The following is a 12,205-nucleotide window of genomic DNA, read 5'->3' as shown; positions in this document are numbered from 1 at the left end:
TACCAGCCGACGGCGCAACCGCGAGTATGACATTCGAGTCGGTCGTCTCGGAGGTCCGCGACCGGGTCGTCCCCCAAGCCGAAGAACGCGAGGCCCTGGAGAGGGTCGTCGCCGACCTCACCGCTCGTGCCGAGGCCGCCATCGAGGACCTCCCCGTCGAGGCGGACACGCGGCTGGTCGGTTCGACCGCCCGCGGAACGTGGCTCGCCGGCGACCGAGACATCGACCTCTTCGTCCGGTTTTCGCCGGACCTCCCGCGTGAGGACCTCGAACGCTACGGGCTGGCGGTCGGCCACGAAGTCGTTCCGGAGGGCCACGAGGAGTTCGCCGAACACCCCTACGTCAAAGGCGAGTACCGCGGCTTCGACGTGGACTGTGTGCCCTGCTACGCCGTCGATGACGCCGCGAACATCCGCTCGGCCGTCGACCGGACGCCGTTCCACACCGCGTATCTGGAGGGGCGAATCGATTCGCTGACCGACGACGTTCGGCTGGCGAAGGCGTTTCTCGGTGCGGTCGGCGCCTACGGCAGCGACCTCCGGACGAAGGGGTTTTCCGGCTTTCTGACCGAACTGCTCGTCGTCGAGTACGGCGGATTTCGGGAACTGCTCGAAGCGGCCGCCGACTGGAACCCCCCGATTCAGTTCGACCCGGAGAACCACGGGACGAAATCCTTCGACGACCCGCTGGTCGTCATCGACCCGACCGACCCCGAGCGCAACGTCGCCGCCGTCTGCTCGCCACGCAACGTCGGCCGACTGATTCACTACGCCCGCGAAATGCGTTCCGACCCCCGAATCGAACTGTTCGAACCCCACGACCCCGGCCCCATCTCGGCCGACGACATCCGAGATTACGTCGCCGACCGCGGAACGGTGCCCGTCGCCGTTCGCTTCGAGACCCCGGATATCGTCGAGGACCAACTGTACCCCCAACTCGACAAGTCGCTGTCGGGCATCGAGGGCGCCCTCGAACGGGCGGGCTTTTCGCCGCTCCGGAGCGCCCGATTCGCCGAGAAGACGGCGGTACTGTTCGTCGAATGCGGCGTCGCCGAGTTGCCGGCCATCGAGCGCCACGACGGCCCACCGGTCGGCGTCCGCTCACACGCCGAGGGGTTCTACGACGCCTACGCCGACGACGAGAGCGTGGCCGGGCCCTTCATCAACGAGGCGGGACGGTACGTCGTCGAACGGCCGCGAGAGGCTCGAACGCCCGCCGAACTCGTCGACTCGAAACTGTTCGAGGTGTCGTTGGGGCCGCACGTCGAGTCGGCGCTGGAAGCCGACTACGACCTGCTAGTCGGGCGAGAAATCGCGGAACTGGCCGAGGAGTTCGGCACCGAGTTGGCGTCGTACTTCGACCCGCAGCCCTGACGTCGGCTACAGGTCGTGGGCATCACGAACGTCGGCGAGCACTCGCTTGGCCTTCGAGAGGATTTCTCCCTCGGGTTCGACGGGTTGGCGGCCGTCGAACGTCTCGTGGACCATGCCCACCGAGTCGGACAGCGCATCGAGACCGTAGCCGCCTTCGAGAATGAACGCCAACGCGGCGTCGCTGTCCTCCGCGATGGACCGAACCCGGTCGGTGAGGACGCCGTACCCCTCCGTCGAGACGCGCATCCGCGAGATGGGGTCGTGTTGGTGGGCGTCGAACCCCGCGCTGATGAGAAACAGGTCCGGGTCGAACCGGTCGAGTGCGGGCGCGAGCAGGTCGTCGACTGCGGTGGTGTACTCCACGTCGCCACAGCCGCCGGGCAGCGGCGCGTTGAGAACCGTCTTCCGGGCGTTCGGGCCGCCCGTCTCCAGGATGTCGCCCGTCCCCGGGAACAGGCCGCGTTCGTGAAACGACGCGTAGAACACGTTCGGGTCGTCGTAGCAGATGTCCTGCGTGCCGTTGCCGTGGTGGACGTCCCAGTCGAAGATGGCGACGCGGTCAACGCCGTCGCGCTCCAGTGCTTGGTTGGCCGCGATGGCGGCGTTGTTGAAGAAACAGAACCCCATCGCCTCGTCGGTTTCGGCGTGGTGGCCCGGTGGGCGGCCGATTGAGAAAGGGGTCTGTCGGCCGTCGGAGCCGTCCAGCGCCTCTTCGGCTGCCCAACAGGCCAGTCCCGCCGAGGCGCGCGCGGCGTCCCACGTCGCTTCGACGGCGACGGTGTCGGCGTCCCACGTTCCGCCACCGTCGGCACAGAACTCCTCGACGTCCGCAACGTAGTCGGGGTCGTGGACGGCTTCCAGCGCCGCTCGGTCCGCGAAACTGCCGTCGTCGTACTCCACGCCGTGGCGTCGCTTCAGTCCGCGACGGATGGCTCGAAGCCGGTCGGCAGTCTCGGGATGTCGTGAACCGGTGTCGTGGTCGAGGCAGCGGTCGCGGTAGCCGAACCTCATTCGAAGTAGGGCTGGAGTTCGTAGTAGGTCTCGACGTCCTCGGCCTTGATGGTTCGACGGTCGGCGTGGCGCGCGAGGATGGCGGCCGCGGCGGCGACGGTGTCCGCGTACGATTCGAGGACGCCAGCGAGGGCGATTCGTGCGTCCATCGACACCCGATACCGGTCGTCGATATCGAGGCGCGCGATGCGGTCGATGGGCGCGACCGGCAACTCCAAGGTGTCCTTGTCGACGACCGGGGCATCGAAGTCCTCGGCCATCAGCGTCTTTCGACCGTCCTCCGTCGCCTGTTCGGCCGCCTCGACCGCCAACTCGGCGCCGCGGGACTGAACCCGACGCGCGAGCTCCTCGGCGGCTTCGGCGCTGACCCGCAGGTTCCCCGCGTTCCGGCGAATGACGGTATCGACCGGAGCGAACGGTAGCTCGACGCTCATACCCCACACGCGGGCCGAGTCGGCCTTAACTGTAACGCAGGCGGCGCGACCTCAGAACACGTCGTCTGCGACGAACCGTTCGCCGTCGCGCCGGCCTCGAACCGTCACTTCCTGTCCGAGGTGTACGTCGGCGTCGGTCTCGACGTGTAACGTTTCCTCGCCGCTGTCGAGGATGACCGGGTCGCCCGGCTGGACGACGGTTCCGGTGAACGTCTCCTCGTCGCTATCGTCGCTTTCCTCGCCGTCGTCGGCATCGACTTCGGATTCGCCACTCGATGTGGGCTTCGAGCCGTTGGCGAACTCGTCGAGGCCGGCGGAGTCCCCGCCGCGGTCCGGTTCCGCACCGTCGATGACCGTCACCGTCGAACGCCACCCGGCGGAGGCTTCGAGGTCGTCCTGCCAGCCCTCCTGTATCTCTACCTCGGCACAGAACACCTCGTCGCCGGGGCCGAGGTCGAGGTCGGCTTTGTCGCCCCACAGCGCCACGCGGATGTCGCCGGTCTGGTCTTGCACGCGAATGTTGCGGACCTGCCCCTCCGAGCCGTCGTCGCGGTCGAAGGTCCGCTTCGGGTCCGCCGAGCGAACCACGCCCGCGATGTCGGCCGTCTCGTCGAGTTCGAGGGCGTCGATGTCGGTCGCTTCGGGAACGAACTCGACGGTCTCTTCGAGTTCGTCGACGGCACCGCGGTCGCCGACGTGCAGCTCCAGAGAGCCATCCCGTTCCCGGACGTAGCCGTCGACGACCTCGACGCTCTGGCCGGCGTCGAGTTCCTCGGCGCGGTCGGCTTGCTCGTCCCACAGCGTCACCCGAACCCGGCCCGTCTCGTCGCCCAGCGTCAGGTTCGACACCCGACCCTCCGACCCGTCGTCGCGGTCGAAGGTCCGAATCGAGTCGGTGTCGAGGACGACCCCTCGGAGATTCACGTCCGATTGGCCGATGGTCAGCGAGTCGGCGGTCACCTCGCCGCCGACTTCCACGTCGACATCCGCGTCGGGTTCGCCCTCGACTCTGTCGGCGCTCACTTCCAGCCCGTTGTAGCCGTCCTTCGGACGACCTTTCACGCGCAACACCTGTCCCGGTTCCAGTTCCTCCTCGCCCGCGACGGCGTCCTCGCCCCACAGCGCCACGCGAACCGACCCCGACTCGTCGGCCACGTCGATGTTGAGCACGTTGCCATCCTCGTCCTCGCCGTCGCGTTCGAACGTCCGGAGGTCGCCGACGCTCGTCACTTTCGCGAGGAACTTCGCCTCCTCCATCCCGGGTTCGATGTCCGCGATAGTTTCGACTTCGCCGCCGTCGAGGTCGTGGGCGATGAGCATCGCGGCGGTCTCCTCGTCCGCCAATCCCCCCATCTGTTCGACCTTCTGTTCGACGGCCTCGCGGAACTCCTCTTTCTCGACGTCCGCGTCAAGTTCCGCATAAATATCGTCGATGGCGCCCATTGCTATGGAGGGCAAGTACGGCCACCCGAAAAGCGTTGTCGTTGTCGGTGCGACCGGCCGCTACGGCGTCGTTTCGACATAGCGTCGCTGGCCGCGGCTTCGGTCAAAAACCCTCGGTCGGTCGCTACCGGCGTCGGAGCGACCACTCGCCGTCCTCGAACTCCGCGACGGCGTCGAACAGCGACGACAGCGTCGCCACCTCGCGGTCGTCGTGGGCCGCGGGGTCCATATGGAAGTGTGCGACTGACTCGGCCGTCTTTACGCGATTAGCGAGGACGTGGAGGAACCGGAACGCCCGCTGGAGTTCGACGTACTGCAACAGTGCGGTCAGCGAGTCGAACGTCACGACCGTGTTCGACCCGCCGTGCTCCGAGAGATACTCGCTGACCGTGATACCCAATCCCGTCAAGTCGCTCGGATTCTCGACGCAGGCGGCGGTGTTCGGACCGTAGGTGACCGGACCGCCGCTCGCCGCGGCCGCCGAGCGCGTCGTCTCGTCGGTGCTGACGATGGTACACTGCCGGGGACGGTCGCCGACGTACTGCTGCCACTCGTCGAGCCACTGGTCCGGCGAGCGCCGATACTCGACGGCCAACACGTCCAGCGTCGAGGGCCGCTCCGGCAACAGTCCCTCGTAGTACGACCGGCGAGCAGCGCTGCTCATCGTCGGTGCGAGCACCAAGAGGTTCGACACCCCGTCGAGGTCCATCCCGACATCCTCCCCCGAGGAGTTCCCCACTGCGTCGCCGGCCGACATTATATTCCTACTTATAATTCTGTTGTAATAAATATACGGGTAGATGACGGAGAACCGACTGGTCGTCGGATAGTACGTGGCTGTCGAATCGTAACCCCTATACGTCGAACCGGGGTAAGAACAGATGAGTCCGGGTAGGGTAGTGGACTATCCTCTTGGCTTGCGGAGCCAGGGACCGGCGTTCAAATCGCCGTCCGGACGTTTCTCTCGACGCTACACCGCGAGCGTAGCGAGCAGCAGCGTCGACGAAACTCTACGCGGAGATTTGAACACGACAGTCGCAACCCGCGCAACCGAGCGAAGCGAGGTGAGCAGGACCGTCTGTCACCTGTTCAAATCGCCGTCCGGGCTTCCCGCCCGGACGTGCTCCACGCTCGCTTCGCTCGCGTGGAACTCCGTCCGGACGTTTCTCTCGACGCTACACCGCGAGCGACTGCTCGCGCTGGAGTTTTGCCGACCCGTCCCCAACTCGGCGTATGGACCACCTCCGTGCCGGCGCGGCGTTGTTCAACGCCGGCCACTACCTCGCCGCTCACGAGCCGTGGGAACACCGGTGGCTGGAGGCACCCGCCGGCGAGCGCGACGACTGTCTGCAGGGGCTCGTACAGGCGACGGCGGCGACGCACAAGTCCCGCACCGGCAACTGGTCGGGGGCGGTCGGGTTGGCCGAAAGCGCCGTCGAGTACCTCGAAGGCTGTGACCACGACGAGTTACGGGCGTGGCTTCGCGGCCTCGCCGCCGACCCCGAGTTGGGCGAACGCGAGCGGCCGCCCCGCCTCCGCATCGACGGCGAGACGGTCACAACGGCCGATTTGCAGTTCCCCGCCGCCGGCATCGCTGCCGAGGCGCTCGCGGAAACCCGCGGCGACGAACTCGTCGAGCAGGGGGTCGGCTACGCCGAAGCCGATATCGCCGACGGCAACGAGACGAGTCCGTTCGTGACGCTGACGCTGGATTACCTGCGCGGCGGGTCGCCGACGGCCCGAAAACGGCTCGTCCAGCACGTCGAACGGCGGCAGGCCCGGGAGGCCGACGTGGACGGGCTCTTCGAGTGAGTTACCCCGGAATCTAACCGTTCGGCCGCAGAGAGCGTAGCCATGCGAGGGTTAGTCATCGGACGGTTCCAGCCGTTCCACGAAGGGCATCGTCGGCTGGTCGAAGAAATCGCCGACGAGGTCGAGGAGGTCGTCGTCGGCATCGGCAGCGCCGGCCAGTCACACACGAAGCGAAACCCCTTCACGTCGGGTGAGCGCGTCCAGATGGTCCAGAACGTCCTCGATGAGGTCGACGCCAAGACCTACCTCATCCCCATCGCCGACGTGGAGCGAAACGCCGTCTGGGTGAAACACATCGAGACGCTGTGTCCCCGCTTCGAGGTGGCCTACACGAACAACCCCTTCGTCGAACGGCTCTTCGAGGAGGACGGCTACGAGGTCCGGGGGACACCACTGCACAACCGCGAGGAGTTCTGTGGGTCGGAGATTCGGCGACGGATGCTGGCCGGCGAGGAGTGGACTCACCTCGTCCCCGACCCGGTCGTCGCGGGTATCGAAGAGATAGACGGCGTCGAACGGTTGCGGAAAATCGAGTCGACGGACGACCCGGCGGAACGTGAGGGGTAGGGCAGTCAGTTGTCGGGTTCGTCTTTCGGTTTTCCTTCGAAGGTGAACTCCGCGGAGTTGTCCCGCGGTTCGTAGCCGAGGACCTCCTTGGCGCGCTCGAGGGAGTAGTACTTGCGGTCGTTGTCGGAGATACCGTAGACGATTTCGTAGTCGTAGTCGGCCTGCAAGGCACGGTCGTGGATGTGCGCACAGTCCCGATAGGAGAGCCACATCGCCTGCCCGCGTTCGTACTCCTTCGGCGGGTGGTTCCGGGTGAGGTTGCCGATGCGGATGTTGCACACCGAGATGCCGTGTTCGTCGTGGTAGTAGCGACCGATGGTCTCGCCGGTGGCCTTCGAGATGCCGTAGAAGTTCCCGGGGCGTGGCAGTTCCGTCCCGTCGAGGAGGAACTCGTCGTCGGTCCGATAGAGGTCGGGTTTTCGGTCGGTTTCGTAGTGGCCGACGGCGTGGTTCGAAGAGGCGAAGACGAACTTTTCGACGCCAGCATCGATTGCGGCGTCGTACAGCACTTTCGTCCCGTGGATGTTGTTGTCGAGAACGGAGTCCCACGGCGCGTCGCGTCGCGGGTCACCGGCGAGGTGGACGACGGCGGAGACGCCCTCACACGCCTCGGCCATCAGTTCCTCGTCGGTCACGTCGCCGACGAAATACGGGTGGTCGGGGTCGAACGGCGGCGGGTTGTGGAACAGGTAGCGCCAGTCGTAGTCGTCGCCGAGGCCTTCCCGGATGGCCGTCCCGACTGCGCCCTTGGCTCCGGTGAGCAACACGGTGTCGTCCATTTACGTGACGAAAAGCGTGAGACGGACAAGAAACGTGCGGTTCGTTCGTCGTCGGGGGTCGACCGACGTCAGTCCGCCGCCGCGGGTTCGTCGTCGAGTTTGACGAGTTCCTCGACATCGGGAATCTCGGCCTGTGCGTCGGTGATGATGTCGATGCGGCGGGTGAGTTTGTCGCGAGCGTAGTTGACAAGCGGCATCGGGTCGATGACGCTGTCGCCGACCGAGACGGTTTCGGCGACCATCGGCATCAACTCCATCAGCGTCTCCTGGACGACTTGCTCGTCGACGCCGTCCTCGGCGAGGTGTTTCTGGACTTTCTGCATCCCGAAGCCGACGTGTCGGCCCTCGTCGGAGCGGATGTAGTTGATACCCTTCACGAGCCCTTCGAGGTGCGGCGTGTCGCGGTCCGGCGGGGTGAGCGGGTCGTCGTCATCGGGGCCCATCGCCGACGTGATGCCGAAGTAGCCGGTCTGGGCGAGAATGGATTCGACGACGAGGTGGTAGTGACAGTACGCCCGGACGCGATTTTCTGGCGTGTCGTCGGTCAGAAGCGTCTCCATCGCCTCCTCGGTGCGGTCGAACAACTCGATGTAGCCATCCGGGAAGAAGCGCTGGTCGGTGGGCGCGACTTTCTCCCAGCCTCGTTCCTCGGCGACCGGATAGATGACTTCTCGCCAGTAGCGGTCGAAGAACTGGGTGTGTTTGGCCTCCTCGTAGATTTGGCTGGAGACGAACATCTGGTCGTTGATGTCGTCCAGTGCAATCATCAGCGGCGCGAGGTCCTCGGTGACCGCCTCCTCGCCCGCCCCGAACAGCGCGAGATACTGCATCGTCTCGAAGAACTCCTGTTCGGTGCCCTCCATCTCGATGGCCCGCTTTCGGTCCTGTTCGATGAGTTTCCTCTCGATGTCCTCGTAGGGGTCCCAGTGGTTGTAGACGGCGTGTTTGAAGTAGCCGCCACCGACGGTGTCCTCGCTGATGCGCATCTCTCGGCTGTCGTCACGAATCTGTGTCATGGACGGACACACCTACCGACCACTACAGAATCGTCCTGTTGCCTCGAATGCGGGGTGGTTTATGTTATTAGTCGACACGGACCACTCTCGAACCAACTGCAGGAGGGCGCTACTGTCCCTCGAACTCCGGGTCCCGATTCTCCATGAACGCCGCGACGCCCTCGGCGAAGTCGTCGCTGTCTATCATCGTCTCCTGGGCCAGCGCCTCCTCTCGAAGCGTCTCCTCTAGAGAGCGCTGGTGGCTCCGGTAGACGAGTCGCTTCGCGGCGCCGACGGCCATCGTCGGCCGGCCGGCGAGCGTCTCTGCGCGGTCGTCGACGAACGAGTCGAGTTCCTCGGCCGGTACGGTGTCGTTGGCGACGCCCAACTCGACGGCCTCCTCGGCGTCGATTCGGTCGCCGGTGATGACCAACTCCAGGGCCTTCCGGACGCCGACCAACCGCGGGAGGACGTACGTCGCACCGGTGTCGGGCGCGAGTCCGATGTTGGTGAATCCCCACTCGAAGAAGGCGTCCTCGGCGGCGTAGACGAAGTCACAGGCCGCCGCTATCGACCCGCCGGCGCCCACCGCCGGCCCGGGAACCTTCGCGACGGTCGGTTTCTCCATCCGAATCAGTCCGCTGGCGATGGCGTTCAGCCCGTGTTCGAGTTCGGCGGCGGGACTGCCACCGCCCATGTCGCCGGCCAAATCGAGACCGGAACAGAAGGCGTCACCCTCGCCGGTGATGACGACACAGCGAACCGAGTCGTCGTAGGCGGCGTCGTGGATGTGTTCGGCCATCTCCTTCGACGCCGGGGCGTCGACGGCGTTCTTTCGTTCGGGGTTCGATATCGTGATGGTCGCGACGGCACCGTCGCGGGTCAACTCGACGCTCATAGACGTTCCCCCGAGGCCAGTGACTTTACTCTGTGTATCGCGAGGGAGAGGGCTTATCGGCGCGACGCCCCTCGTCGTGGTATGGAATCCGGGACGGACGACGGCGAAATCGACGCCGACGCCCCGAGCGAGGGGCCGGGCGACGGCTGGGTCACCGTCCGCGGCGCGTTGGGCGGGCTCGCGTTGCTGTGGCTGTCGGCGATGTCCGGCTTCGGCGCGCTGCAGGCGGCGGTGTACGGCGTGCGGACCGACCCGCTTTTCGGCCTCGTCGCGGCCGGCGCCGTGGCGCTATCGGCGCTGGCCGCCTACGGCTCGCTTCGCTCCTTCGGCCTGCGCTGAACCTACTCCTCCGAGGACATCCGGACGGTCAACACCGGCACGTCCGCGGTGCGGACGATGCGTTCGGTGACGCTCCCGAGCAGGTAGCGGTCCAGCCCGCTTCGACCGTGTGTGCCCATCACGATGGCGTCGATGTCGGCCTCGTCGGCGTACCCGAGGATAGCCGTATGCGGCGCCCCCTCTTCGAGGTCGGTGACGACTTTGACGCCGGCCTCGTCGGCACGGGCGCGAATCTCTTCGAGGGCGTCCTCGCCGATGTTTCGAATCCGTGCTTCGACCTCGTCGTCCATCATCTCCGGTGCGTAGGGGATATCCTCGACGACGAACAGGACGTGCAGTTCCGCGCCCGTCGCTTCGGCGAGTCCGATGGCTTCTTCGACTGCGCGGTTGCTCGCGTCGCTGCCGTCGGTCGGAAGCAGAATCCGGTCGTACATGAGCGGAGTGTCGCCCCCGGGGTACAAAGAGATGCGGGGCGGCCGCCGTCTTCAATCGGCCAACAGCGCCGCGTGTTTCTCCCGTATCTTCTTCAGTTTCGGGTTGATGTTGACGACGCAGTAGGTGTCGTTGGGGTTCTTCTCGAAGTAGTCTTGATGGTACTCCTCGGCGCGATAGAACTCGTCCAGCGCTTCGACCTCCGTGACGATGTCGTCGTCGTACAGCGGCTCGAGGTCCTCGATGACCGCCTCAAGAGTCTCGCGTTGTGCGTCGTCGTGGTAGAACACCACCGACCGGTACTGCGTGCCGATGTCCGGGCCCTGTCGGTTCAGTGAGGTCGGGTCATGGATGGTGAAAAACACCTCCAGGAGGTCCCGATAGGAGATGGTTTCGGGGTCGAACTCGACCTGAACGGCCTCGGCGTGGCCGGTCTCCTCCCGGCAGACGGCCTCGTAGGAGGGGTCATCGACGTGGCCGCCGGCGTAGCCGGAGACGACCGACTCCACCCCGTCGAGTTCCTTCAGCGCGGCCTCGATACACCAGAAACAGCCCCCTGCGAGCGTCGCGGTCTCTGTCATGGTTCCCGATAGGGGTTCGAGATGCTTCAATTGGTGGTCGGCGGGGATTCAGTCGTCGGACCCACCGACCTGTTCGTGTTTGTGCAACAGCGCCATCCGCTCTTTGAGGTCGACGCCCTTCTTGTCGTAGGCGCGGATGCGATAGAAGTACAGCGCGGCCGACAGCGCCATCCACGCGAGGACGACGGCGAACGCCGAGGGTGCACTGGAGACGACGAGGACGGTGAACGCCAGCGAGACGACGACGTTGCCGACGGCGACGATTCGGAGGACGGGCATCGGGAGTTTGTAGATGGAGTACTCGTAGCGCTGGGGGAACACCTTCGGGAGGTTCCACAGCGCGACGCCGCCGATGGCGAAGGCGATGAAGATGCCGGTGACGACGACGACGACGAGCCAGTCGAGTACGTCCGGCGGCGTGATGGCGTCGAGTTGGCCGACGAACGGCGCCGCGAGAAGCGGCGGGATACCGAACAGCAGGATGGCCCGATGCGGGGTGTTGTAGTCGTCGTGGACCGACGCGAACACGTCGGGGACGACCTCGTCGCGGGCCGCCCGCATCACGGTCCGGGAGTAGGAGGTGAACAGCGTGTTGACGGTCGTTGCGGCAGCGATGAGTGCTGAGACGCCGACGACCAGCAGAATCGGCGTCGGGAGGACGCCCGTCGCGACCTCGGCGAGGCCGCCGTCGACGGGTTCGCCGCCGAGTTGCCCCGAGACGGTCATGTTCTCCAGCGGAATCGCGCCGATGAGCGTGAACACGATGGCTATCGACAGCACCGTCACGATGGCCATCCCGATGGCGAGGACGCGCGGGATGTTCTCGACGGGATTTTCGAGTTCTTCACCGATTTCGATTATCATGCCGAACCCCTGGAACGGGATGTACAGCGTGACGACGGCCAACAGGAACGGCGCGAAACTGTCGGCGAACGGTTGGCCCTCGCCGGAGGGGAACACAGGCGTGTAGTTCGCGGTTTCGACGTGTGGAATCCCGCTGACGACGAAGGCGACCATCCCGAGAATGAGCGCGATGACGAACGCGATTTGGACCTTCGTGACGATTTGGACGCCGACGTAGTTCAATACGAGAAACAGGCCGAGCAGTCCCCACACCGCCGCGACGGTGGGGACCGACCCCATACCGAGCGTGTCCAGCAAGCCGTTGAGGTAATCCGAGAAGCCAACGGCGGCAAAGAGTAGGTACGACCACACCGCGAGCACCGGTACCGAGACGCCGAGCATCCCCCAGAAGGGGCCGACCAGCCGCGAGCCGTAGACGTAGATACCGCCGGCGACGGGAATCGCCCCGCCGAGTTGTAACAGCAACAGTACCCCGAGCACCATCGGGACGATGGAGACGAGAATCGCGACGGTGATACTCGGGCCGGCCGCCGCGGCCATCTGCGTCGGGACGATGAAGATGCTCATGCCCAGCGCTGTCCCGACCAGAAGCGCGACCGCCCCCCAGAGTCCGACCTGTTCGTCTATCAGTTTGTATTCGTCGGCTGACATCGTGGTGTGACGGACCGTACCACGCA

The 12,205-nt window shown here is 65.6% G+C and carries 14 protein-coding genes and 1 tRNA gene; 5 read left to right on the top strand and 10 right to left on the bottom strand.

Annotated features, from left to right (window positions below):
- The first annotated feature begins 26 nt into the window (after positions 1–26).
- Complete coding sequence (gene cca, locus GJ631_RS02670) at positions 27–1,373, top strand: CCA tRNA nucleotidyltransferase (protein ID WP_156707665.1); 1,347 nt, start codon at positions 27–29, stop codon at positions 1,371–1,373.
- A gap of 6 nt (positions 1,374–1,379) precedes the next feature.
- Here the strand turns inward: cca and GJ631_RS02665 are convergent, their stop codons facing one another.
- The 4 genes from GJ631_RS02665 to GJ631_RS02650 all read right to left on the bottom strand — a co-directional run bounded on the left by GJ631_RS02665 (position 1,380) and on the right by GJ631_RS02650 (position 5,018).
- Complete coding sequence (locus GJ631_RS02665; RefSeq protein ID WP_156707664.1) at positions 1,380–2,384, bottom strand: histone deacetylase; 1,005 nt, start codon at positions 2,382–2,384, stop codon at positions 1,380–1,382.
- Complete coding sequence (locus tag GJ631_RS02660; protein WP_156707663.1) at positions 2,381–2,818, bottom strand: histone; 438 nt, start codon at positions 2,816–2,818, stop codon at positions 2,381–2,383. Before GJ631_RS02660 ends, GJ631_RS02665 begins: the two co-directional genes overlap by 4 nt.
- Positions 2,819–2,869: 51 nt before the next feature.
- Positions 2,870–4,261: a single-stranded DNA binding protein gene (locus tag GJ631_RS02655; protein ID WP_156707662.1), complete on the bottom strand. Its 1,392-nt coding sequence runs from the start codon at positions 4,259–4,261 to the stop codon at positions 2,870–2,872.
- A gap of 124 nt (positions 4,262–4,385) precedes the next feature.
- Positions 4,386–5,018: a DUF835 domain-containing protein gene (locus GJ631_RS02650; RefSeq protein ID WP_156707661.1), complete on the bottom strand. Its 633-nt coding sequence runs from the start codon at positions 5,016–5,018 to the stop codon at positions 4,386–4,388.
- 128 nt (positions 5,019–5,146) lie between these two features.
- On the opposite strand from GJ631_RS02650, the gene GJ631_RS02645 reads away from it, so the two are divergent.
- The 3 genes from GJ631_RS02645 to GJ631_RS02635 all read left to right on the top strand — a co-directional run bounded on the left by GJ631_RS02645 (position 5,147) and on the right by GJ631_RS02635 (position 6,640).
- A tRNA-Arg gene (locus GJ631_RS02645) sits at positions 5,147–5,219 on the top strand.
- Between the two features lie 275 nt (positions 5,220–5,494).
- Complete coding sequence (locus tag GJ631_RS02640) at positions 5,495–6,073, top strand: DUF309 domain-containing protein (protein WP_156707660.1); 579 nt, start codon at positions 5,495–5,497, stop codon at positions 6,071–6,073.
- Between the two features lie 42 nt (positions 6,074–6,115).
- Positions 6,116–6,640 carry a nicotinamide-nucleotide adenylyltransferase gene (locus GJ631_RS02635; protein ID WP_156707659.1) on the top strand — a complete coding sequence of 175 codons (525 nt, stop codon included), beginning with the start codon at positions 6,116–6,118 and terminating at the stop codon, positions 6,638–6,640.
- Between the two features lie 5 nt (positions 6,641–6,645).
- Here GJ631_RS02635 and azf read toward each other — a convergent pair whose 3' ends face one another.
- The 3 genes from azf to GJ631_RS02620 all read right to left on the bottom strand — a co-directional run bounded on the left by azf (position 6,646) and on the right by GJ631_RS02620 (position 9,312).
- Entirely contained in the window at positions 6,646–7,419 is a 774-nt protein-coding gene (gene azf, locus GJ631_RS02630; protein ID WP_156707658.1) for an NAD-dependent glucose-6-phosphate dehydrogenase Azf, read from the bottom strand.
- A gap of 68 nt (positions 7,420–7,487) precedes the next feature.
- Positions 7,488–8,435 carry a ribonucleoside-diphosphate reductase gene (locus GJ631_RS02625; protein ID WP_231753863.1) on the bottom strand — a complete coding sequence of 316 codons (948 nt, stop codon included), beginning with the start codon at positions 8,433–8,435 and terminating at the stop codon, positions 7,488–7,490.
- 109 nt (positions 8,436–8,544) lie between these two features.
- Positions 8,545–9,312 (bottom strand): enoyl-CoA hydratase/isomerase family protein, encoded by a 768-nt coding sequence (locus tag GJ631_RS02620; protein ID WP_156707657.1) that lies wholly within the window; start codon positions 9,310–9,312, stop codon positions 8,545–8,547.
- 81 nt (positions 9,313–9,393) lie between these two features.
- On the opposite strand from GJ631_RS02620, the gene GJ631_RS02615 reads away from it, so the two are divergent.
- The gene (locus GJ631_RS02615; protein WP_156707656.1) at positions 9,394–9,651 is read left to right on the top strand and encodes a hypothetical protein; all 258 of its coding nucleotides are present in this window, start codon (positions 9,394–9,396) and stop codon (positions 9,649–9,651) included.
- Between the two features lie 2 nt (positions 9,652–9,653).
- Here GJ631_RS02615 and GJ631_RS02610 read toward each other — a convergent pair whose 3' ends face one another.
- Genes GJ631_RS02610 through GJ631_RS02600 form a run of 3 tightly spaced genes read right to left on the bottom strand, consistent with a single transcriptional unit; the run spans position 9,654 to position 12,179 of the window.
- The gene (locus GJ631_RS02610) at positions 9,654–10,085 is read right to left on the bottom strand and encodes a universal stress protein (protein WP_156707655.1); all 432 of its coding nucleotides are present in this window, start codon (positions 10,083–10,085) and stop codon (positions 9,654–9,656) included.
- 51 nt (positions 10,086–10,136) lie between these two features.
- Positions 10,137–10,664 (bottom strand): peptide-methionine (S)-S-oxide reductase MsrA, encoded by a 528-nt coding sequence (gene msrA / locus GJ631_RS02605; protein WP_156707654.1) that lies wholly within the window; start codon positions 10,662–10,664, stop codon positions 10,137–10,139.
- 48 nt (positions 10,665–10,712) lie between these two features.
- Positions 10,713–12,179, bottom strand: coding sequence for an APC family permease (locus tag GJ631_RS02600; RefSeq protein WP_156707653.1), 1,467 nt, complete (start codon positions 12,177–12,179; stop codon positions 10,713–10,715).
- Positions 12,180–12,205: the final 26 nt, after the last annotated feature.

The sequence above is a fragment of the Natronomonas sp. CBA1123 genome (assembly GCF_009741925.1).
GTDB lineage: Archaea > Halobacteriota > Halobacteria > Halobacteriales > Haloarculaceae > Natronomonas.
This window is presented reverse-complemented; position numbering and strand designations above follow the sequence as displayed.